The organism is Planctomycetota bacterium (assembly GCA_039819165.1).
GTDB lineage: Bacteria > Planctomycetota > Phycisphaerae > Phycisphaerales > UBA1924 > JAHCJI01.
Genome location: JBCBSM010000002.1, coordinates 151,083 through 171,732, shown reverse-complemented (window position 1 = coordinate 171,732; position 20,650 = coordinate 151,083). Strand labels below are relative to the sequence as shown.

19 protein-coding genes and 1 tRNA gene are annotated in these 20,650 nt (G+C 69.4%); 13 read left to right on the top strand and 7 right to left on the bottom strand.

Annotated elements, in window-relative coordinates; translation table 11 throughout:
• The first annotated feature begins 39 nt into the window (after window positions 1-39).
• The 7 genes from AAFX79_12140 (at window position 40) to AAFX79_12110 (ending at window position 4,089) form a co-directional block, all read left to right on the top strand.
• Window positions 40-336 carry a hypothetical protein gene (locus AAFX79_12140; GenBank protein MEO1009305.1) on the top strand — a complete coding sequence of 99 codons (297 nt, stop codon included), beginning with the start codon at window positions 40-42 and terminating at the stop codon, window positions 334-336.
• A gap of 57 nt (window positions 337-393) precedes the next feature.
• Window positions 394-1,827, top strand: a complete 1,434-nt coding sequence (locus AAFX79_12135) for an NAD(P)/FAD-dependent oxidoreductase (protein ID MEO1009304.1) — start codon at window positions 394-396, stop codon at window positions 1,825-1,827.
• A gap of 3 nt (window positions 1,828-1,830) precedes the next feature.
• The gene (locus tag AAFX79_12130) at window positions 1,831-2,703 is read left to right on the top strand and encodes an NYN domain-containing protein (protein ID MEO1009303.1); all 873 of its coding nucleotides are present in this window, start codon (window positions 1,831-1,833) and stop codon (window positions 2,701-2,703) included.
• Complete coding sequence (locus tag AAFX79_12125) at window positions 2,664-3,098, top strand: hypothetical protein (GenBank protein MEO1009302.1); 435 nt, start codon at window positions 2,664-2,666, stop codon at window positions 3,096-3,098. Before AAFX79_12130 ends, AAFX79_12125 begins: the two co-directional genes overlap by 40 nt.
• 102 nt (window positions 3,099-3,200) lie before the next feature.
• Window positions 3,201-3,566 carry a twin-arginine translocase TatA/TatE family subunit gene (locus AAFX79_12120; protein ID MEO1009301.1) on the top strand — a complete coding sequence of 122 codons (366 nt, stop codon included), beginning with the start codon at window positions 3,201-3,203 and terminating at the stop codon, window positions 3,564-3,566.
• Between the two features lie 94 nt (window positions 3,567-3,660).
• A tRNA-Met gene (locus AAFX79_12115) sits at window positions 3,661-3,735 on the top strand.
• Between the two features lie 27 nt (window positions 3,736-3,762).
• Window positions 3,763-4,089 (top strand): hypothetical protein, encoded by a 327-nt coding sequence (locus AAFX79_12110; protein ID MEO1009300.1) that lies wholly within the window; start codon window positions 3,763-3,765, stop codon window positions 4,087-4,089.
• Here AAFX79_12110 and AAFX79_12105 read toward each other — a convergent pair.
• Window positions 4,086-5,309 carry a class I SAM-dependent methyltransferase gene (locus AAFX79_12105; GenBank protein MEO1009299.1) on the bottom strand — a complete coding sequence of 408 codons (1,224 nt, stop codon included), beginning with the start codon at window positions 5,307-5,309 and terminating at the stop codon, window positions 4,086-4,088. The two genes, AAFX79_12110 and AAFX79_12105, sit on opposite strands and share 4 nt — an antisense overlap.
• 36 nt (window positions 5,310-5,345) lie before the next feature.
• On the opposite strand from AAFX79_12105, the gene AAFX79_12100 reads away from it, so the two are divergent.
• The gene (locus AAFX79_12100) at window positions 5,346-5,978 is read left to right on the top strand and encodes a pyroglutamyl-peptidase I (protein MEO1009298.1); all 633 of its coding nucleotides are present in this window, start codon (window positions 5,346-5,348) and stop codon (window positions 5,976-5,978) included.
• Here the strand turns inward: AAFX79_12100 and AAFX79_12095 are convergent.
• Entirely contained in the window at window positions 5,960-6,835 is an 876-nt protein-coding gene (locus tag AAFX79_12095) for a class I SAM-dependent methyltransferase (GenBank protein ID MEO1009297.1), read from the bottom strand. The two genes, AAFX79_12100 and AAFX79_12095, sit on opposite strands and share 19 nt — an antisense overlap.
• A gap of 161 nt (window positions 6,836-6,996) precedes the next feature.
• Between AAFX79_12095 and AAFX79_12090 the strand changes: the two genes are divergently transcribed.
• The 3 genes from AAFX79_12090 (at window position 6,997) to asnB (ending at window position 11,206) form a co-directional block, all read left to right on the top strand.
• Window positions 6,997-8,385: a UDP-glucose/GDP-mannose dehydrogenase family protein gene (locus tag AAFX79_12090; protein ID MEO1009296.1), complete on the top strand. Its 1,389-nt coding sequence runs from the start codon at window positions 6,997-6,999 to the stop codon at window positions 8,383-8,385.
• Between the two features lie 62 nt (window positions 8,386-8,447).
• Window positions 8,448-9,086, top strand: coding sequence for a hypothetical protein (locus tag AAFX79_12085; protein MEO1009295.1), 639 nt, complete (start codon window positions 8,448-8,450; stop codon window positions 9,084-9,086).
• Between the two features lie 5 nt (window positions 9,087-9,091).
• Window positions 9,092-11,206: an asparagine synthase (glutamine-hydrolyzing) gene (asnB, locus tag AAFX79_12080; protein MEO1009294.1), complete on the top strand. Its 2,115-nt coding sequence runs from the start codon at window positions 9,092-9,094 to the stop codon at window positions 11,204-11,206.
• Between the two features lie 27 nt (window positions 11,207-11,233).
• Here asnB and AAFX79_12075 read toward each other — a convergent pair whose 3' ends face one another.
• Together AAFX79_12075 and AAFX79_12070 are read right to left on the bottom strand one after the other, a co-directional pair.
• A complete protein-coding gene (locus AAFX79_12075) occupies window positions 11,234-12,172 on the bottom strand; it encodes a mechanosensitive ion channel domain-containing protein (protein MEO1009293.1) in 939 nt (312 codons plus the stop codon).
• A 26-nt stretch (window positions 12,173-12,198) separates the two neighbouring features.
• Complete coding sequence (locus tag AAFX79_12070; GenBank protein MEO1009292.1) at window positions 12,199-13,056, bottom strand: DUF481 domain-containing protein; 858 nt, start codon at window positions 13,054-13,056, stop codon at window positions 12,199-12,201.
• Window positions 13,057-13,197: 141 nt separating this feature from the next.
• Here AAFX79_12070 and AAFX79_12065 point away from each other — a divergent pair, with 141 nt between their 5' ends.
• Window positions 13,198-13,920: a peptidoglycan recognition family protein gene (locus AAFX79_12065; protein MEO1009291.1), complete on the top strand. Its 723-nt coding sequence runs from the start codon at window positions 13,198-13,200 to the stop codon at window positions 13,918-13,920.
• 18 nt (window positions 13,921-13,938) lie between these two features.
• Here the strand turns inward: AAFX79_12065 and AAFX79_12060 are convergent, their stop codons facing one another.
• Window positions 13,939-14,727 (bottom strand): YggS family pyridoxal phosphate-dependent enzyme, encoded by a 789-nt coding sequence (locus AAFX79_12060; GenBank protein MEO1009290.1) that lies wholly within the window; start codon window positions 14,725-14,727, stop codon window positions 13,939-13,941.
• Window positions 14,728-14,800: 73 nt separating this feature from the next.
• Here AAFX79_12060 and AAFX79_12055 point away from each other — a divergent pair, with 73 nt between their 5' ends.
• Window positions 14,801-15,292, top strand: coding sequence for a redoxin domain-containing protein (locus tag AAFX79_12055; protein ID MEO1009289.1), 492 nt, complete (start codon window positions 14,801-14,803; stop codon window positions 15,290-15,292).
• Window positions 15,293-15,411: 119 nt separating this feature from the next.
• Here AAFX79_12055 and AAFX79_12050 read toward each other — a convergent pair whose 3' ends face one another.
• Together AAFX79_12050 and AAFX79_12045 are read right to left on the bottom strand one after the other, a co-directional pair.
• Complete coding sequence (locus tag AAFX79_12050; protein MEO1009288.1) at window positions 15,412-15,861, bottom strand: hypothetical protein; 450 nt, start codon at window positions 15,859-15,861, stop codon at window positions 15,412-15,414.
• Between the two features lie 1,334 nt (window positions 15,862-17,195).
• Window positions 17,196-20,441, bottom strand: a complete 3,246-nt coding sequence (locus AAFX79_12045) for a glycosyl hydrolase (GenBank protein MEO1009287.1) — start codon at window positions 20,439-20,441, stop codon at window positions 17,196-17,198.
• Window positions 20,442-20,650: the final 209 nt, after the last annotated feature.

Below are 20,650 nucleotides of genomic sequence, written 5' to 3'. Positions count from 1 at the left end.
GCCCGGCCCGCACACCCCCCGGCACCAGTACACTCCGCCATGGCCAAGCGACCCGACCTCAGCGCCCACCAGCAGAAGATCGTCGGCCGCTACTACGCCAACAAGGACGCCATCATGGAGGCCAAGCTCGGCGAGGTCGTCTCCGAGCTCTACCTCGCCACGGCCGACGGCAAGAACCCCAAGCGGCTGTGGACCACCGCCCGCACTGCGCTGAAGAACATCGGCGTCGAGCCCGCCCAGGCCGACCGCATCTGCGACGAGCAGGACCTCCAGGCGCTGGCGGCCCTGGTCGGCCGGGTGTCGGGGCGGGGGGGCCCCCGCGGCCGCGGGGGCTGATCCCCGGGTCGCACGCGGCCAAACCGGACGCCGACGCGTGGTCGTTACAATCTGCCCATGGACACGTCGGCCCCCATCCTGATCGCCGGTGCCGGGCTGGCCGGCTCGCTGCTGGCGGTGCTGCTGGCCGAGCGTGGCTTCGAGGTCGTCGTGGCCGAGCGGCGTCCCGACCCCCGCGCCAAGGGCTACGTCGGCGGTCGCTCGATCAACCTGGCGCTGTCGGTGCGCGGCATCACGGCGCTGCGGGCCGCGGGGCTGGGCGACGAGACCCTCGCCGACGCGCTGCCGATGCCGGGCCGCATCATGCACCCGCCGACGCTCCGGGACGCCAGCGGCGAGGGGACGGTCTTCCAGGCCTACAGCCAGCACGCCGGCGAGGCCATCCGCAGCGTCTCGCGGGGCGGACTGAACCTCGCATTGCTCGAGGCCGCCGACCGGCACCCCAAGGTCACGCTGCTGTTCTCGCACCGCTGCACGCACGTCGACCTCGAGCACGCCCGGGCGACCTTCGAGACGCCCGAGGGCGAGGCCGAACTGCGGGGCCGCGTGCTGATCGGCGCCGATGGCGCATTCAGCGCCGTCCGCCAGGCGATGCAAACGACCGATCGATTCGACTACAGCCAGCACTACCTCGACGCGGGCTACAAGGAACTGCACATCCCCGCGGCGGCCGACCTCGCCGATCCGCCGGAGCGTGCCGCCTCGGCGTGGGGCGGCTTCGCGATGGATCCCAAGGGGCTGCACATCTGGCCCGCCCGGGGATCGCGGGGCGACAGCATGATGATCGCCCTGCCCAACCCCGATCGCAGCTTCACGTGCACGCTGTTCTGGCCCTACGAGGGCGACCATGGTTTCGATCGCGTCGAAGCGCTGGGCGACGCAGAACTCCGCGGCTTCTTCGATGAGCACTACCCCGACACCCGCGTGCTCATGCCCACGCTCGTCGAAGATTTTCGCGGCAATCCCACCAGCAGCCTGGTGACCATCCGCTGCAACCCGTGGCACCGCGGCCGCAGCCTGCTGATCGGCGATGCCTCGCACGCGATCGTGCCGTTCTTCGGGCAGGGCATGAACGCGGCCTTCGAGGACTGCCGCATCCTGGCCGAGATGATCGACGAGGCGGGCGGGGCGATCGAGGACGTGCTGGCGCCGTTTAGCGCGTGCCGCGTGCCCAACGCCAACGCCATTGCGGACATGGCGATCGCCAACTTCGTCGAGATGCGCGAGAAGGTGGCCGACCCTGAGTTCCTCTACCACAAGAAGGTCGAGCAGGCCATCCACGCGGGACTGGAGGCCGAACTGGGCGAGCGGGTCACGCCGCTGTACAACCTCGTGAGCTTCTCGAACGTGCCCTACGCCGAGGCGCTCGAGCGGGGCCGGCGGCTGGACGCGCTGGTTCGCCGCGTGGCCGCCGAGGTGCCCGAGAACGGGGCCGCGGATGATCGATGGCGGGCGCGGGTCGTCGACCGGGCCCGCGCGATGCTGGCCTGAGCCATGCTGCTGGTGGACACCTCCAATGTGCTGATGGTGCCGCTGGTGCTCCCCGAGCACGTGGCCGATCTGGACGTGCCGACGCTCGCCCGGCTGATCGCCGCGAGCCGCTACCGATCGCGGGCCGCCGTGCTGGTGTGCGATGGTGCTGCGCCGCGGCGGGCGTTCACCGCGGAGACGCCCGAGCCGGCGGGCACCGAGGCCGCCACCACCAACATTGCGCCCACGGGCCGGGAGGTCGCGGGGCTGGACGTGGTCTACAGCGGATCGCAGCGCGAGGCCGACGACGTCATCGAGCTGCTGATCGATCGCGACACCGCGCCGCGGCGGCTCACGGTGGTGAGCAACGACCGCCGCCTCGTCCGCGCCGCGCGCAAGCGGAGGGCCAGGAGCCTGGCCTCCGACAGCTTCCTGCGGCACCTGGTGCGGGACAGCGAGCGCCGCGGCCCCGCGCCGATTCCCGGCTTTGCCCAGGAAGTGCCGCTGCGGCAGTACGCCGTTGACTACTGGATGACGCTCTTCGGCTACGCGCCGATCGCCGATGACGGCGAGCGGGCGACGGACGGCAGCGGGGTGGCGGACATCTCCCTGGCCGCCCTCCGCGGCGCACCGAGGCCCAAGCCAAAGAGCAGCGTCGCGGGCGAGCGGCTGAGAATCCCCAGGCCCGCGCCACGCTCGCCCGAAGCGTCGCCCGAGCCCCAGCTCGATGAGCCCGCCCCCGACCCGTCCGTCTCCTCGACGCAGGAGCAGGACGAGCCGTCCGTGCCCGACGAGCTGCGCGACATCGTCCGCGATTCAGGCCTCGACATCGATCCGGCCGATCTCGACATGCAGCGATGGATGCCCAAGCGCGACGGCGGCGATTCGGACTCATAGCGATCGGTGTCGCGTGCATCGCGGCACTCTCGATCGCGGGCTGCGAGACCTACCAGCGGACGCAGGGCGAATCGCAGATCGTCGCGGGCTTCCGCGGCCGCACGCTGCACGCCGAGCTGCCCGACGCCGTTCGTGTGCCGGGGGCGCACTACGCAAGCGTGGCGGCGCTGCGGACGAGGGGCTACGCCATCGAGGAAGACGAGGTCAGCCGCGATTCGGGCCGAGTGGTGGGGCGGCAGGCCCGCAGCGCGGCTCGGGATGCGCTCGATCGAGTCGTTATCCGGACGCGGCTGACGCCGTCGAGGGTCGGCGTATCGATCACCACGCAGCCGCTGCCCGACGAGGTGCTGGCACGGTCGATCCTGGACGACGTGCTGGTGCGGCTTGGCATGTGATCGACGCAATCCGCTGCGGCGCAAGGCGTTGTGCGGGGCGAGGACAATCCGCGCAGCGGTTGACTCCGCGGCCCCGCGCCGCTTGGATTACCAGAGGACGCCATGCACACATTGACCCCGATGCTGGGACTGATCGGTCCGCTGGGCTGGCAGGAGCTCGGCATCATCCTGCTGATCGCGGTGCTGCTCTTCGGCCGCCGCCTCCCGGACGTCGGCCGCAACGTCGGCAAGGCGATCGTCGAGTTCAAGCGGGGCGTCAAGGGCATCACCGACGAGATCGACGCCGAGAGCTCGACCGCCGGTTCGGGGTCGAGTTCTGGCCGCGAGCATCCCGCGAAGCTGGATCCCGCGCAGGGCACGGCACCCCGGGAGGCTGCCTTCCGGGCCGATGCCGCGGCGGAGGCCGGCAGCCCGACGGCCGATCCGGTGCCCGAGCCCGCGGCGAGGCCCAACCCGCAGACCAGCTAAGGAATCCGGGGCGTCCGCGCCGGCTCCAGCGGCATCGAGCGCGGTGGCTCCGGCTATCATCTCCGCTCCGCCGGACGCGGTCCGGCACGGCCCTGGCGAGGTAGCTCAGCTGGTTTAGAGCGCAGGATTCATAACCCTGAGGTCGAGGGTTCGAGTCCCTCCCTCGCCACTTCTCTTCATCAATCGCGAGGATGCGATGGCCGACAGCGAGACGCCCCCCGAGGGCGGCACGAATCGAGGTGCCCTGGACGTGTCCGCCGAGGACGTGGGCCGGATCTCGCCCGAGGGCCGGCCGGCCTACCCCGGCATGGGCGTCCGCCGCATGTGGGCGGTGTTCCTCGTCGTGGGTGCGGCGATCATCATGGCCTCGCTCGGGTTCGCGTACTTCATCAATCCGTTCGCCGGCCTCGCGGCCGCGACCGTCGGCGGCTTCATGGTGATGGTCAACCCGGCGTTGTGGGCGGCCATCTTCCGCGCCAAGGAGCGCGAGCGGGTCGCCTCGGGCGACGCTCCGCGCAATTAGCCGGGCCCGCCCCGCTCGGCGATGGCCGCGACGCGTGCGTCGCCGAGCCGCAGCACGAAGACCTCCAGCGCCCAGTCACCGTCGCCTCGGAGCGTTCGCTGGAGGTCGTCGGTGTCGAGCCGCACGCCGCGGGTCTTGACCGAGACCACGCCCCCGCCCAGCGACCGCAACGCAGCTCGCACCCGCCTGGGCCGCCAGGGCAGCATCTCGAGCACGCGGAAGGGCGTGAGCCAGGGGGAGGCTACGACCTCCGGGCCCGTCAGCAGGCCGACGGCGGGGTGGATCGCCCGCAGGCCGACGGTCCGGGCGAACGGGCCGAGGAGGTCCATCCGTTCCAGGCTCGGGTCGGGTTCGAACAGGAACGCTTCGATCGGCTCGTCGGGAGGCTCGTCGAACGGGTCGGCGAGCGGGGCGGGCTCGGCCACGAAGCTCTCGCCGGCGGGCAGCATGGTCGCGATCCGCCGGCCCTGGTCCGACCGGGCCGCCTCGCCGGTCCATAGCAGCGCCTGGGTGAGCCGCCCGCGCTCGCTGAGCATCTCGATGGTGGCGGCCGGGCCACCTTGCTGGCTATGCGGCGGGCTACCGGGCAGCTCGTCGAAATCGACGCCCGGGCCCAGCTTGACGCACGCCGCCGTTGCCCGCCGCACGATGGCGGCGATCGCCTCCGGCCCCGGCTGGTAGTCGGTGTAGCGGTGTCTGCGGCCCAGGACGTCGCGGCGGCTGGGGTCCAGGTGGACGACCCCGCCCTCGACCCGGCCGAGCCACTTGTTCGTCGTGACGTCGCCGACGGCGGTCTCGCAGCCGGCGTTGCGGCCGGCCATCCAGGCTCGCACGGGGTCGGCGTCGACGGCGAGCACGCGGGCCCCCTCCGCCGCCAGTGCGATGGCGTCGCCGCCGATGCCGCAGCACAGGTCCAGCACGCCGCCCCGAGTTGCGTGCGGCGCGAGCAGCCGGGCCTTGTGGGCCGCGGCCTCGGCGCTCGAGGCGACCTCGACGCCGGCGGCGTCGGCGAGGATTCGCTCGGCGACATCCGGGATGAGCTTGCGGCATGCCTTGTCGCGTGCCCGGGTGGCCTCGACCGCCGCCGCCACGACGCCTGCCGGCCAGCGCTTCCGCAGCGCGGCGAGGTCGGCGACGGTGGGCCGCGTCGGCACGGCGAGCAGGGCGGGATCGGGGCCGCTGTCTGCGAGGGCGCGCCAGCTCTCCAGGGAAATCGACACCCGCAACATAGCCCCGGCCCGCGCCAACGATGCCCCATGCCCGACGCGCCCACCGTGCTGCTCACCGGGTTCGAGCCCTTCGGCGGCTCGGACGATAATCCGTCGCTGCGCGCCGTCGAGCGAGTTGCGGCCGAGGACTTTGGCGGCATCGACCTCCGGACGGGCATCCTGCCGGTGACCTGGGCGGGTGCGTGGCCCGTGCTGGCGTCGCTGATCGAGGCCCACCAGCCGGACCTCGTGGTCGCCTGCGGCCAGTCGCACCGCCGCAAGGGCGTGACGGTGGAGCGCTTCGCGCTCAACTTCGCGGAGGGGCGGATCCCCGATAACGACGGCGCGGAGCTGCCCGCATCCGAGCTGGTGGAGGGCGGCCCGCTGGCCTACGCCTCGACGCTGCCGGTGGACGTGTGCGTGGCGGCGATCCAGCAGCTCGGCGTGCCGGCCCAGGGATCGCACACCGCCGGCGCCTTCACGTGCAACTGCGTGCTGTACCGCACGCTGCACCTGGCGTCGACCGAGGATCGCCCGCTGCGGGCGGGGTTCGTGCACCTGCCGATGCTGCCCGGCCAGCTGGGCGATCCCGAGCAGCCGCGGCTGGAGCTAGAGGCCTCGGCCCGGGCCGTGCGTGCGGTGCTGGAGGCGTCGCTGGCGGCCTACTCGGCCACGATGTAGGCAATCCAGGACGCGCAGGCGTCGCCGTCGTCGGTCGGCTGGAAGTCACCATCGCCGCCGCCGTCGCCGTCGTCGCCCTCCCAGTAGACGGTGCTCTTCTCGAAGCCGGCCTCCTGCAGCAGGTCGCGGAGCTCGGGCATGGTCCACAGCCGCCAGTCGTAGGTGAATGCGTCGCGCATCTCGGTGCCGTCTGGGAACTCGAAGTGGATCGCGCACTGGAGGTTGTGCGTGATGGGGTTAAAGCGGACCTGCTCCCACACGTAGGTGAAGCCAGGGCACTTGCGGGGCTCCTCCTGCTCCATCAAGCTCTCGTGGCCGCCGTAGCAATCCATGAAGAACAGGCCGCCGGGCGCGAGCGAGCGGCGGACGCTCCGCATGTAGCGGAGCATGTCCTCGCGGGTCATCAGCGCGTTGTAGCTGAAGTTCATCGCGAGGACGGCGTCCATGTCGCGCTCGTCCTGCGCCGGGGCCCGCACGTCCCGCGCGCGGAGCGAGACGCGGGCCCGCTGCTCGTTGGTGAGCCTGGCCAGCTCGTTGTCGCGGCCCCAGTCGAGCGTGGCCTGGTCGATGTCGAGCCCCACGGCCTCGTTGAGCGGGCGGCGGCGGATCCACTCGCAGCTGGTCGCCGCGGTGCCGCAGAAGTCCTCGCGGAGCCGCCTTGCGTGGCGGCCCCGGATCGCGTGGTAGGTCTCGTCGACGAAGTCGATCTCGCTCTCCACGTTCTGGACCGCCAGCGTGTAGAGCACGTGGCGATCGGCGGTGGCGGCGGTGAAGCGGGGCTTCTTGGGCTGCTTGGACCGGCCGCCCTTCTTCGAGCCCTTGGACTTGCTCTTGGGCTTGTTCTTGGTCTGTGGCATGGGGCGGACTGTAGCGGAAGCCGGCCGCGAGTCTCGCCGATGAACACGGTGAATTCGCCCGGCGTACACCCGGCCTGGCGGGCCCCACGAGCGGCAATGGCGGGGGAATAGACTCAATCGTGCTTGGGCGGCACCGCGGCCGCGTGCACCGGGAGAGCGGCATGAAGCTCACGATGGTTGGGACGGGCTACGTCGGGCTGGTGACCGGCGTCTGCTTCGCGAACACCGGCAACGACGTCGTCTGCCTCGACGTGATCCCCGACAAGGTCGACACCATAAACCGCGGCGAGTGCCCCATCTACGAGCCGGGCCTGACCGAGCTGATGCAGCGGAACCTCAAGGCCGGCCGCCTGAAGGCCACGCTCGACAAGGACGAGGCCTATCGCGACGCCGAGATGATCTTCATCTGCGTGGGCACGCCCAGCGGCGCCGACGGCAAGGCCGACCTGAAGTACGTGATGCAGGCCGCCGACGACATCGCCCATGTCATCAAGGACCTCGGCCCGGGCCAGACGCCCAAGACCATCGTCGTCAAGAGCACCGTGCCCGTGGGCACGACGCTGGCGGTCCGCGACCGCATCCGAGACCGCGTCGGGCCCGACATCCCCTTCACCGTCGGCGACAATCCGGAGTTCCTCAAGGAAGGCGACGCGATCATCGACTTCAACAAGCCCGATCGCGTCGTGTGCGGCGTCGAGCACCCCGATGATCCCGACGACCTGACCGCCCGACGCTTCCAGGAGATCTACGAGCCGTTCACCCGCAACGGCCACCCGATCTTCATCATGGACATTCCGTCGGCCGAGATGGTCAAGTACGCCAGCAACAACTTCCTGGCGACCAAGATCAGCTTCATCAACGAGATGGCGATGCTCTGCGAGCGCTACGGCGCCAACATCAGCCGCGTCCGCGAGGGCATGTGCAGCGACAGCCGCATCGGCAACAAGTTCCTCTACCCCGGGCTGGGCTACGGGGGCAGCTGCTTCCCCAAGGACACGCTCGCGGTCATTGGCATGGGCGAGGCCAGCGGCTTCGAGGCCCAGCTCTCGCGGTCGGTGCACGAGGTCAACCAGCGGCAGCGGCGGCTGTTCTTCGACAAGATCATGGGGCACTACGCGCCCGACGGCGGCGACCTCTCGGGCAAGACGTTGGCCTTCTGGGGCATCGCCTTCAAGCCCAACACCGACGACGTCCGCGAGGCGCCCGCCCTGACGCTCATGCGGCTGGCGCACGAGCGGGGCGCGAGCATCCGGGCATACGACTCGGTGGCCGACAAGACCGGCCGCCAGGCCCTCGACGCCATGGGCGTGCCCGCCGAGATCGTGGGGGACATGTACGACTGCCTCGCGGGCTGCGACGGCGTGGTGGTCTCGACCGACTGGGACGAATTCAAGGCCCCGGACTTCAAGAGGATGCTGGGCCGGCTGGCCGAGCCGACGATCTTCGACGGGCGGAATCTCTACAAGCGGGACCAGATGGCCCAGCTGGGCTTCAACCACTACAGCGTGGGCCGGCCCAGCGTGCAGGCGGGGGCGGCGCCGGTCGGGTGATCGGCCGCGTGCGGGGTTCCGCGATGGCCGAGCGGCCGCCATCGGATCGCTACGATCCGCCGATGCCAGGGCGGGTCGTTCGCTACTACCAGCGCAAGCGGGTGGTCAACATCAACGTCAACCTCGTGGCGGCGGGGTTGCTGGCCATCGCGCTGGCCAAGGGGCCCGTGGCGCTCATCTCGGGCTGGCTGGGCTCCGACCAGAAGTTCCTGATCTCGCTCATCGCCTACGCGATCGACACGGTCTTCGACGTCGCGGTCTACTTCGGGCTGCACTGGGTGGCCAACCACTGGCGGCCGCGGGCGATCCACAAGAACCAGCCGCGGATCGAGAAGCCCAGGCACCGCCGCAACTTCTTCGCCGACGCCGGCCGCGTGCAGGCCGAGCGGCTCGCGCTCGTGCCCGTGTTCGCCGTCGTCTCCATGGGCCTGATGTACGGCCTGCAGAAGTACGGCGACATCCGCGCGAGCTGGGCGTTCGTCTTCGGCTTCGTAACGGCCATCCTCGTCACCCGCACGCTGCACACCATCAGCGGCATCTGGACGGGCACCTTTCGCGACGATGAGTACCACTACGGCGTGGGCACCGAGCCCGGGTTCGTCGAGCAGCACGAGCGGGAACGCGAGGCCGAGGAGGCACGCGAGCCCTTCGACGACGACTCGGATGCCGGCGAGCCCGCGCGCGAGCGCGAGGCGGTCTAGCCGGCATGTGCGGCCTCGCCGGCGTGCTGCGGATCCACCCGGCCGGCCAGACGCCGCCGCCCCCGCTCGAGGCCATCCCCGAGGCCTGGCTCGACGTGCTGGACGAGGGCATCAAGCACCGCGGGCCCGACGGCCAGGGCCGCTTCCGCGATCGCGCGATGCGGCCCGACGGCGCGGTGGTCGACGTCGCGTTCGTCCACCGGCGGCTGAGCATCCTGGACCACGAAGGCGGCCACCAGCCGATGGTCCACGACGGCGAGCGGCTGCGGCCCGATCTGACCTACCAGCCCGGCGAGGAACCCAAGCTGGCGCACGAGTTGTGCCCGGCACGGCCGCTGGTGGCGGTGGTGTTCAATGGGTGCATCTACAACCAGCACGAGCTGCGGATGGAGCTGGGGGCGCTGGGGTATCGCTTGGAGACGGACCACAGCGACACCGAGGTGCTGGTGCATGGGTGGCGGGCGTGGGGGCCTAGCTACTCGATGAGTCAGCCCCTTGCGGCCAAGCTCGAAGGTATGTTCTCGTTGGGCACATGGTGCCGTGAACGATGCGAAGTGTACCTGGCACGCGACCTGTCCGGCGAGAAGCCGTTGTACTTTGCCTCGAAGTACCCGATCAAGCATTACCACGACAACGATCAGCGGTCGGGTTATGACTTGTGCTTTTCAAGCACGTTGCCCTCGGTTGACATCGTCGCACGCAGTCTAAGGCCCATGGGGCGGTTTGTGGATCGCCAGCCGCAGGCTAGATCGTGGATTCGATTTGGAGCGAGTAGCTCCACGCTCTCCAACCACGTTCACACGTTTCCAGCGTCCAGCAACGAGTGCAATCCGCGGACCGAGGTGGGACGATTCAGTCCCGGTGCGATGTCGAGCGAAGAGGTTCAGGCCGCGAAGCCCGTGCGAGGTGTCGGCTGCATGAGTGCCGGCTTGCTGCAGGACTTCCTAACGAAGTCGATTTGCGAGCGCCTCGAAGCCGACGTCCCCCTCGGTGTCTTCCTCTCAGGCGGAGTCGATTCGGGCCTCATCGCCGCCATCGCGAAGCGGGAGCTGCCCGAACTCAAGACCTTCACCGTCCGCATGCCGGACGCACGCTTCGACGAGTCCGAGGCGGCCGCGGACACCGCCCGGGCCCTTGGCACCGACCACGCCACGCTCGAGTGCCAGCCCGATCCCGCGGGCGATATGGTGCACCTGATCCAGCAACTCGGCTTGCCCTTCGGCGATAGCTCGCTGCTGCCCACGTTCTGGCTATGCAAGGCCGCCCGCGAGCACATCAAGGTGGCGCTCAGCGGTGATGGGGGGGACGAGCTGTTCGGCGGCTACCGGCGGCACGCGATCACGCCGACGCTCAATCGCTGGCATCGCCTGCTCCGTCTGGTGCCCGATCGGCTGCTCGATCGACGCACGCCCGGCTCGCGGAGCGACTACCTCGCCCGGCTCGCGGTCGCCGCGCGGCACGGCGGGTACGAGGAGCTGCTGGCGATCTTCCAGACGCCCGACTTGCGGCGGCTGGTGCCGTCGGCTGATGGGGAGCGGCTTGGTTCGGACGAGTTCGCACGGGTCAACGATCCGCTGACGCACGACTTCACGCACTACCTGCCAGACGACCTGCTCCGCAAGACCGACACGGCTTCGATGGCCGTGGCGCTGGAAGTTCGCGCGCCCTTTTTGGCGCGTGGATTGGTCGAGGCCGCGCTGCGCACCCCGCTGGACGTCCTCATGCCGGGCGGGGAGCGCAAGGGCCTGCTGAAGCGGGTGGCCCGTGAGTACCTGCCCGCCCACGTCGTCGACCGCCGCAAGCAGGGCTTCGCCATCCCCATCGGCCGGTGGTTCCGGGAGGACTACGGCGGGATGCGGCAGCTGCTCTACGACCATCTCCAGTCGGCCGACCCGTTCCCGGGGCTCGGCGGGGCGGGCGTCGAGATCGACTTGGGGTTTGTCGAGAGGATGCTCCGAGAGCACGACGCCGCCGGCGAGCGGTCGCTGAACCCGTGGAAAGGGCGGGACCACTCGCAGCGGTTGTACATGCTGCTCGTGCTGAGCATCTGGGCGAAGTGGCTCGCCGGGCTACGCGGCAACCAAAGCAAGAACCCCTCGCATGCACGAGGGGCTCGGTGAATTGCCGCATTGTAGAAGCAGGCGGTCCTAGTTCGTGACCTTGACCTCGATGGGGCCGGGTACGTGCAGGTCGCGCTGGGGGTAGGGGATGCCGATGCCGGCGTTGTCGAGGGCGACCTTGATGTCGCGGGTCGCCCGCTCCTTGACGGCCCAGTAGTCGGCCGCGTTGGCCCAGATGCGGACCGCCCAGTCGATCGACGAACCGCCCAGCTCGCCGAGGTAGACAACGGGCTCCTGGTCGGGCAGCCGGCCCTCGACGTTCCGGGCGGCCTCCATGAGCACCTCGCGGGCCTTGTCGATGTCGGCCTCGTACGCGGTGCCGACGGCGACATCGACCCGCCTCGTCGCGTGGTGCGAGATGTTCTCGATGGTCGACCCGAAGATGTCGCTGTTGGGCATGATGATGCGGCGGTTGTCGGGCGTGTCGAAGGTCGTCGTGAACAGCTCGATCTCGTCGACCTTTGCCGTCACGCCGTTGACGGAGATCACGTCGCCCACGCGATACGGGCGGAAGACCAGCAGCATCACGCCCGCGGCCACGTTGCCCAGCGTGCCGGAGAGCGCCAGGCCGATGGCGAAGCCCAGGGCCGCCAGCACCGCGGCGAAGCTGGTCATCTCCACGCCGAAGGTCTGGAGCACCGTGATGGCGCCCAGGACCATGATGGCCCACTTGACGAGATTGCCGAAGAACTTGGCCAGCGTGATCTCGACGCGGGCCTTCGTCGTTGCCTTGATCGTCAGCTTGCGGGCCCATCCAGCGATCAAGAAGACCGCGATGATGAGCACGATGGCGATCACGACCGGCTGGAGGACCGTCCAGACCTCCGGTAGCGTGATCTGGTCGAGGTTGCCGCTGGTGATCTTCTCCCACAAGCCACTGGCGGCTTGCTCGAGATCGGTCGGCTCGGGCTGGGGTTCGGGCGTGGTCGCTCCGGTTGCCTGTGGATCATCTTGGATGTACAGCATGACGCGATCTCCTCGTGCAGAATGCCCTAGAACTCGTAGACTAGCAGGATGTAGTACTCGAAGTCGCTGCGATTCGCGTCGCCCGGCTCGGTGTCGTAGCGGTGCTCGACACCCAGCCGCAGCGTGAGCGAGTCTTCTTCCGACAGCAGGATGTCGTAGTTCGCGCCACTCTCGATGCGGGCATCCAGGTCGTCCAGTGCCGGGAAGAAGTTGCTGTATGCGTCGAACGAGCTGCGTTCGTTGATCATCCAGTCGAATTCGATGCCGATGAGCGCCTCGGGCCGCCAGCTGTTGTCCACGCCGCCGAACTCGCGCGTGGCACCGGCGCCGGCCCGGCCCCTGAGGTCGGCCTTGTCGGTGCCGCCGTCGAGCAGCGAGCGTTCCTTGAGGATCTCGTAGCCCACGCCGCCGAAGAGCTGCAGCCGGCTGTCCCAGTCCTGGAACTCGTCGAAGTCGTATACGCCGCGGCCGAAGTAGAAGTGCCGCTTGCCGGGCACCTTCCAGTCATTGACACCGAGGACGCGGGCCTGGTTCTTGGACTCCTCGCCGTCGTTGGTGCCGAAGTCGTAGGTGCCCGAGAGCTCGGTGCGGAGGTAGTCGGTCTCCCGCATGGTGCTCGTTGCGAAGCGGAAGTTGAACGCCTCGGTGTTGCCCGTGGCGCCGTCCAGGCCCAGCTCGATCGTGCGGGACCAGCCCGACCAGAAGCTGGTCCGCGGGCCGGGGCCCTCGTCGACGGGCTCGGCCTCGCCGTCGGCCTGCGCTTCGCCGACCTCGGCCTGGTCCTGCGGCAGCTCTACCGTTGGCAAGCCGAGCGTTTCGGCGAGCGCGCTCGAGGGGACGGCCAGGCCGGCCGCCAGGAGCGCAAGCAAGGTGCATCGGTGCATCGTCTTCGAACTCCCCTCGCGGCACGACCGGGACGCCCCGGTAGGGCCGAAAACCAGGCCCGGCCGCCGAGGCGGCGAGTGTACAGGACGCCCCGTTCGCGGGCCATCGAAAGATGTCCACTTTTTGGAGCGGCCACGCCGATGACCAGCGACATGGAGCGGAGCGCAACCCGTCGGCAGGTGTTAGGGCTCGGCTGCCTCACGGTGGGTGGCCTGATGCTGGGCTGCGCGGGCCGGCCGAGGTCCACCGCCGCGCTGCCCGCGCCCGTGTGGCCCGCGAGTTCCGACCCATACGTGCCCGGTCCGCGTCCGTCGGGCAGCCCGGTCGAGGCCCCCGTGCCCGTGGTGGGGGCGATGGGCGTCGAGCGGCGTTCGGCGTGGGCCAGCGAGCCGCCCCGCGTGCTGCTGGCCGACCGCATGCGCCGCATCCAGCGGATCACGATCCACCACGACGCGATGCCGTCCAGCGGCATGCTCGCCAGGGGCGACGCCGCCGACAGGCTGCGGGCCATCCAGCGGGCCCACTTCGAGCTGGGCTGGGCCGACATCGGCTACCACTACGCCATCGATCCGGCGGGCCGCGTGTGGGAGGGCCGCCCCACGAACCTCCAGGGCGCCCACGTCCGCGACCAGAATGAGCGGAACCTGGGCATCGTGGTGCTGGGGAACTTCATGCACGAGCAGCCCACGCCCGCTGCCGTCGCCGCCCTGCGCAGCTTCGTGGGCGCCCAGGCGCTTCGCTACCGCGTGCCGCCGGCCCGCGTCCGCACGCACCGCGAGCTGGCGGCCACGCAGTGCCCGGGCACCTGGCTGCAGCGCGCCGTCGACAATGGCCGGCGCAGCGGCGTGCCGGGCCTGGCGTAGCACCCGCCGCTCGCGGGGCTACTCCCGCTTCTCTCCGAAGATGGCGCTGCCGACGCGGACCATGTTCGCCCCTTCTTCGATCGCCACCTCGAAGTCGCCCGACATGCCCATCGACAGGATGTTGAACGACCGCTCCACGAGGCCCTCGGTGCGGATTTCCTCGAACAGCTCCCGGCACCGCGAGAATACCGGGCGGCTGTCCTCGGGGTCCTCGCTGTAGGGCGCGATGGCCATGATCCCGCGCAGCCGCAGGTGGATCATCGTGTGGATCTGCTCGACGACGTGCAGCGCCGCGGCGCCGGGGCAGCCCGCCTTGGCCGCCTCGCCCGACGTGTTGACCTGCAGCAGCACCTCGACGGGGGCCTCCCGCTTGAGGCCGATCTCTTGGAGCTCCTCGGCCACCCGCAGGCTGTCGACGCTGTGCACGAGGCGGCACACGCTGGCGACCTGCTTGGCCTTGTTGCGCTGCAGCTGGCCGATCATGTGCCACCGCACGGGCTCGCTCGCGCCCGCCGCCCCCAGCGCCGCACCCAGAGAGCGCATCCGCTCGGCTTGCTCGCTGAGCATCGAGGCCCGCTGGAGCAGCTGCTGCACGCGGTTCTCGCCGAAATCCAGGTGGCCGGCCCGCACCAGTTGCAGGATCTGCTCGGGCTCGGCGTGCTTGGTGACGGCCACCAGGATGATCGAGGCGGCATCGGTCTCGGTCCGCGAGGCGGCCCGCTCGATCCGCTCGTGGACGTCCCGATAGCGGCGCCGCAGCTCGTCGTCGGCGATGTCGTTCATGGCGGCCGGTCGGGTCGTCGGCATGCCCTAGCATACGCCGAGCGGCGCGGTGCATCGCGACGCAGCGCCCACAGGCACGCGAGAGGAACCAGACCGCATGACCGCGACCATCGAGCTGCCCGTCCGCGAATCGCCCATCGCCGCCGGCGAGCCCGCGCCCGACTTCACGCTGATGGACCAGAACCGCGAGGAGTGGACGCTCAGCGAGGCCCTGGCCGACGGGGACGTTGCCCTCTGCTTCTACCCCATGGACTTCAGTCCCGTGTGCTCCGCCGAAATGAAGTGCGTGACCGACGAGATGGACTCGTGGGCCTCCAAGAACGCCCGGGTCGTCGGCATCTCCTGCGACAGCTTCTTCGTGCACGAGGCGTGGGCCAGCCAGCTCGGCCTCAAGCAGACCCTGCTGGCCGACATGCACCGAGCGGTCTGCAAGGCCTACGGCTTCTACTGGTCCGACCTGAACATCTCCAGCCGTGGCACCGTGCTCATCACCCGCGGCGAGGACGGCCAGCCCACCGTCAAGTGGGTGCAGGCCCGCGAGATCAAGGACGCGATGGACCTCGACGAGCTGGTTGGCCAACTCGGCTAGGGGCGGTCGATCTGCGTCTTGATGTGATGGGCAGGAGCGACAAGGCCGTGCGAAGAGCCCGCGCGGCAGGCTCCGCATCGCACGGCCACCTTGAGAATTTCGTATGCCGTCGGCCCGCCCTATGGCGTCGAAGACCGGCGTGCTGCCGGACGGCTTTGTGGCCAGCACGACGTCGGCCACGGCGACCGCGATAACGGCTGCGCCGTCCGCGGCGACGAGGCGTTGCCCGAGTGGCGGCCGTGCACGCGGGGACTCGCCGCCGCCCGTGCCGCGCCATCCCGGAACGCCACGTCGATAGACGGCAGGATGTCCTTCTGGGGCAGCAGCCGGCCCACGATCCGGCGAGTCGAATCGGCGAACATCACCGTCCGCGTTGGCTGCGGCAGCGACGAGATGCGGTAGCCCACCCAGGCGCGGTGCCCCTTCCTCGCGGAGTTCGGGTCAGCGACGCTGGGGCGGCGATCACTCAGCAGCAGGCCGCCGTACCCGTAGTGCACCAACTTGGAGAAGGCGATGCCGGCGCTCCGCGTGGGCGTGCCGTCTCGGCTGGGCAGCTTGCGGTTCCACACCGAGTGCAGATGCAGCCGGCCGTCGTGGGCGCGGCAAGATCCTGCTTGACTGGAATTGTTCCTGTCAAACAGGAAAGCTGCCGACCATGTACGCCATGACCTTGCCTTGTTGCGACTACCTCTCAGCTGCAGTCGAGGAAGAGCCGGCATCCTGCTGCCCGCGCTCATCGCGGCGGACCGCCGCGACCGTGAAGTCGCTGGCGGCGGTGCGGTCGCTGATGCAGGCGTTGCATTCCTACCCGGGCGACTCCGTCGGCGCTGTCATGCCGGCCACGCTGACCGCGCAGCAGTCCGAGGGCGTCCTGGATGAGTTTGGCGCCCTGAGCGGACCGCTCGTTTCCCAGCGATGGACCTACCCGCCTCGGGCCGTACGTCGACTTCCCGTGGGGGCACCACGCACGTCGGCGATCAGGGCCGGACCCTGCGCGACTTCGAGCAGACCGTCGCCGCCGGCGGCACCGATACGTGGACCTACCTGATCAGCGTGTTCCCCAGCTTCGGCATGAACCGCGACTTCGTGGGCGGCGACTACCAGGACGAGCGGATGCTCGCCAAGCGATACCACGTCGCGCGGCTCGATGCGGCGTTCGATCCTTCTGGGCTGATCACGTTCGCGTCGTCCCGCTTCCGTGTCGCCACGCAGGACACCGAGGGCTACCTGTGGGTGTCCCAGCCGCCGCTCGATTCGACGTTCGACGAGAGAGAAGACACGTCGTCGACCGCGCGCGCCTTCGGCAACGTGCACCCGCGGTACGCCAGCAAGGCGGCCATCGGCTGGCTCGACGGGTACGCCGGCCTGATCGATGAGGCGGGCCTGCTCGACCGGGGCAACTGGGCGAACCGGGCGCAGCTCGAGGCCGCCCCGCGCTGGGAGCCCCGGCCGTCACGACCTGGCCGCCGCTGCAATCCGCTTATGGCGACTCCTTCGACGACTACCGCGGGCACGAGAGCGACGGATGGCTCTACGGCGATGCCCGTTTGGAGCGCATCTCCGAGCCCATGGACCCCGAAATGCTCTGCGAGGTCGCGTCCGCGGTCTTCTATGCGATCGGCTAGGCCAGGCGATGGCGACCGGGCATGGCGCCGGTTTGCGAGCATCCCCGGCACGGAAAGCACGGCCATCGACGTCCGGCGGCGGCATGGTCGTCCACCATTCGTTGATCGAGATGGTCTTGCCGGCATGTTGCGTGGTCGTCACCGAGCTGGGCGATCGCGCGAGATCGGATCGTTCGACTCGGGGCTCCCTGAACTCCACCCGCACGCTCATCGACGGCGCGTGACTCGGTTGCGGCGTGTCGCCCTGGCATCCCTCGGAAGCACCCCTGTAGCCCGGGCTACCGCGACGGCACCCGGCCGGGCGTCCAGGGTGCTCCCAGTTCCTCCAGTTCGGACTCCAACTCGACCAAGCGATCGATCACGCGGCGGAGCTCCGCATGTGCCCGAGCGAACGACTCGGCCGCGAAATCGTACTGCTCGCGATGCGTGCCGGTCGGTGGACTGGTGACTCGCAGCCGGCCGGAGACGACGGCGCCGATGCGGTCGCCGATCGATGGGTCCTGCGGGCGATTTCGCCGGCGGAGTGTTGGGTCGCCCCGCAATTCAACGAGGATGCCGGCAAGATCGGTGCGAATGGTCTCCAGTCGCTCGTCATGCTCGGGGCCGGCGGCCGGCGTGTCGAGGATGGCCTGCCGCAGGTAGCGGATGCGATTCTCGGCCTCGCCGGACGCCCGGATGGCGCCCACGACCCGTCGACGCAGTTCGGAGGCTTCGCGGGCAAACGCCAGCGAGCCCCTGGGATCGGCGTCCCGCATGGTCGCGAGGTCCAACGCATACACGCCGAATTGCTCTGGGCCGGCGAGCCGTTCGACGGCACCGTTGTGGTAGAGATCGAGCGTGACCGAGTAGGTGCCGGATGCAACGAGCGGGCCGGCCGGTGGTGGTGCGAAGTCCGACACCTCGCCACTCGAGAGCTCGACGGGCTGCTCCGATGGGTACCGCAGGTCCCACGCGGTGCGATGGAAGCCCTTGTCGCGCCCACCCTCGACGCGCCGGACGACGCCTCCGGCCTCGTCGCGCACCGTGAGGACGACTCGCGGCGCAGTCTCGAGGTCCTCGGCGCGAAGCTCATCAATGCCGGGGTACGCCCAGCCTTCCTCATCTTCGCGCTCGTGCCGCTGCTCTTCGAGCGTGGTGATCTTCTCGGCGAGGTGGTAGGTGAAGATCGCGCCGAATGGGGGGTTGGGCGCGGCGTAGAAGGAGGCGCCCTGGTATCCCCGGCCGTTGGTGTGGCCGAGCCGGCTCCGCTCGACGTAGAGCGGCGCGTCCTTGACGCCGAACAGCACGGGTTTGCCGGTGAGCACGTCTTCGCTGATGGTCCGGAGCGGTGAGTAGTCGTCGAGCACGTAGAAGCCTCGGCCGAACGTGCCGAGCACCACGTCGTTCTCGCGGCGCTGGATCTCGAGATCCTGGACGGCGATGGTGGGGACGCCGCTCATCTTGATCCAGGTCTGGCCCGCATCGACGGTGAAGTACGCCGCGAACTCGGTCCCGAGGAACAGCAGATCCGGATTCGCGTGGTCCTGGCGGATGACGTAGCAGATGTCGCGCTCGGGCAGGTCGCCGGTGATCGGCGTCCACGTCCTCCCGCGGTCATCGGAGCGATAGGCATACGGGGCGAAGTCGCCCATCTTGTGGTTGTCGAAGGTGGCGAAGACGACGTCGGGATCGACCATCGATGCGTGCAGGCAGCTGACGTAGGTCCTCTCCGGCACGCCCTCGATGCGCTCGATCCTGCGCCAGTTCTCGCCGCCATCCTCGGTGACATGGATGAGTCCGTCGTCGGTGCCAACATAGAGGAGCCCCTCGGCGATGGGGGATTCGTCGAGCGCGACGGCGTTGCCGTAGATCGACGTCGAATTGTGCTTGGCGACCGCGTCGGGCTTCTGGATCACGCCCATGACCTCGAGCGTGTTTCGATCGATGCCGCGGGTGAGGTTCGGGCTGACGATCCGCCAGTTGTTGCCGCGATCGTCGGATCGGAACAGGAAATTGCCCGCGAAGTAGAGCCGCTCGTTGTCGTGCGGGCTCATGATGAGCGGCGTATCCCAGTTGAAGACGTACGGCTCGTCGCCGGGACGCGCCAGGGGCCGGATGTCGGCGACCTCGCCGGACCGCCGGTCGTGGCGCACCAGCCCGCCGTACTGCCACTGGCTGTAGACCAGATTCGGGTCCTGTGGGTCGACGACCGTCTCGTAGCCGTCGCCGCCAACGGTGATGAACCAGTGCTCGTTCATGATGCCGCCGCGATCGGTGGTGCGCGATGGCCCGCCCTGCGTGTTGTTGTCCTGCGTGCCGCCGTAGATGTTGTAGAAGGGCTCGGCGTTGTCGACGTTGACGCGGTAGAACTGGGTGATCGGCAGGTTTGCCATGAACCGCCAGTTCTCGCCGGCATCGTGCGTGTCGTAGAGGCCGCCATCGGAGCCGACGAGCATGTGGAGGGGATCCTCTGGATCGATCCACAGCGCGTGGTCGTCGACGTGCCGGTTCATGCGGGGCACGACCTGGAAGCTCCTGCCGCCGTCGCGGGTGACGTGCATGAACGTGTCGAGCGAATAGACGGTGTCGACATCGGTGGGATGGCAGACGATCTCGTTGTAGTACTGCGGGCTGGTGGTGGCGTGGCCGCTCATCTTTGTCCAGGTCTCGCCGCGGTCGTCCGAGCGGTAGAAGCCGCTCTCGCCCTTGGCCGCTTCGACGATGGCGTAGAGCACGTCGGGGTCGGCCGGCGAGATGTCCAGGCCGATCCGGCCCTTGTCCTCGCCCGGCAGGCCCGAGTTGATCTCCTTCCAGGTGGCTCCGGCATCCGTGGATTTCCAGAGGCCGCCCTCGGGCCCGCCATTGATGAGCGTCCAGACGTGCCGCCGACGCTGGTAGGCGGAGGCGTACAGCACGTCGGGGTTGCGCGGGTCGAGGTGGACCTCATTGATCCCGGTGTCGTCGGAGACGTGGAGGATGCGCTCCCAGGTCTCGCCGCCGTCGATCGTCTTGTAGAGGCCACGGTCGCCGCCGGACCGCCAGAGTGGCCCCTGCGACGCGACGTACACGGTGTCCGAGTCGCGCGGATCGACTGCGATCATGCCGATGTGCTCGGATTCGGGCAGGCCGACATTGGTCCAGCTGCCACCCCCATTGATGCTCTTGTAGACGCCGTCGCCAAAGGAGACCGAACGCTGCGAGTTGTTCTCGCCCGTGCCGACCCAGACGACGTTGGTGTCGTTGGGATCGAGGGTGATGCACCCGATCGAGTACGAGCCCTCGCCATCGAAGACCGGCTCGAACGTGATGCCGTCGTTGACCGTCTTCCAGACATTGCCGCTGGCAACGGCGACGTAGTACTCGGCGTCGCGGTGGGGATTGACGGCAAGGTCGCCGATGCGTCCGGACATGAGGGCGGGCCCGATCGAGCGGAACTTGAGCCCCGAGAAGGAACCGGCGCTCATCACCGGTTCTTCTTCGGACTCCGCTTCCTGGGCGGCGGCATCGGCCGTGGGGGCCTGGATGCCCTCCTGGGGCGCAACCACCCGCGGTCCCCGGGTAGTCCCGGCGCTCGCCCATTCACCGCCCTGGGTGTGAGTCGGTGCGCAGCCGATCACGGCGGCCCCGGCGAGGAACAACATGGATCGGATTGGCAGCAAATCGCTCACGACGCACCTCCTTGCGGAGAATATGTAGGCCCACGCCGCGGACGGCGGCGTGGTCGATGCCGCCCTCGGAATGCCGGCGAAATTGG

What these genes read in the sequence shown, in the direction of transcription:
- AAFX79_12140 (MEO1009305.1), top strand. Translation starts at nt 40, where the DNA reads ATGGCCAAGCGACCCGACCTCAGCGCCCACCAGCAGAAGATCGTCGGC.
- AAFX79_12135 (MEO1009304.1), top strand. Translation starts at nt 394, where the DNA reads ATGGACACGTCGGCCCCCATCCTGATCGCCGGTGCCGGGCTGGCCGGC.
- AAFX79_12130 (MEO1009303.1), top strand. Translation starts at nt 1,831, where the DNA reads ATGCTGCTGGTGGACACCTCCAATGTGCTGATGGTGCCGCTGGTGCTC.
- AAFX79_12125 (MEO1009302.1), top strand. Translation starts at nt 2,664, where the DNA reads ATGGATGCCCAAGCGCGACGGCGGCGATTCGGACTCATAGCGATCGGT.
- AAFX79_12120 (MEO1009301.1), top strand. Translation starts at nt 3,201, where the DNA reads ATGCACACATTGACCCCGATGCTGGGACTGATCGGTCCGCTGGGCTGG.
- AAFX79_12110 (MEO1009300.1), top strand. Translation starts at nt 3,763, where the DNA reads ATGGCCGACAGCGAGACGCCCCCCGAGGGCGGCACGAATCGAGGTGCC.
- AAFX79_12100 (MEO1009298.1), top strand. Translation starts at nt 5,346, where the DNA reads ATGCCCGACGCGCCCACCGTGCTGCTCACCGGGTTCGAGCCCTTCGGC.
- AAFX79_12095 (MEO1009297.1), bottom strand. Translation starts at nt 6,835, where the DNA reads ATGCCACAGACCAAGAACAAGCCCAAGAGCAAGTCCAAGGGCTCGAAG.
- AAFX79_12090 (MEO1009296.1), top strand. Translation starts at nt 6,997, where the DNA reads ATGAAGCTCACGATGGTTGGGACGGGCTACGTCGGGCTGGTGACCGGC.
- AAFX79_12085 (MEO1009295.1), top strand. Translation starts at nt 8,448, where the DNA reads ATGCCAGGGCGGGTCGTTCGCTACTACCAGCGCAAGCGGGTGGTCAAC.
- asnB (MEO1009294.1), top strand. Translation starts at nt 9,092, where the DNA reads ATGTGCGGCCTCGCCGGCGTGCTGCGGATCCACCCGGCCGGCCAGACG.
- AAFX79_12075 (MEO1009293.1), bottom strand. Translation starts at nt 12,172, where the DNA reads ATGCTGTACATCCAAGATGATCCACAGGCAACCGGAGCGACCACGCCC.
- AAFX79_12070 (MEO1009292.1), bottom strand. Translation starts at nt 13,056, where the DNA reads ATGCACCGATGCACCTTGCTTGCGCTCCTGGCGGCCGGCCTGGCCGTC.
- AAFX79_12065 (MEO1009291.1), top strand. Translation starts at nt 13,198, where the DNA reads ATGACCAGCGACATGGAGCGGAGCGCAACCCGTCGGCAGGTGTTAGGG.
- AAFX79_12060 (MEO1009290.1), bottom strand. Translation starts at nt 14,727, where the DNA reads ATGCCGACGACCCGACCGGCCGCCATGAACGACATCGCCGACGACGAG.
- AAFX79_12055 (MEO1009289.1), top strand. Translation starts at nt 14,801, where the DNA reads ATGACCGCGACCATCGAGCTGCCCGTCCGCGAATCGCCCATCGCCGCC.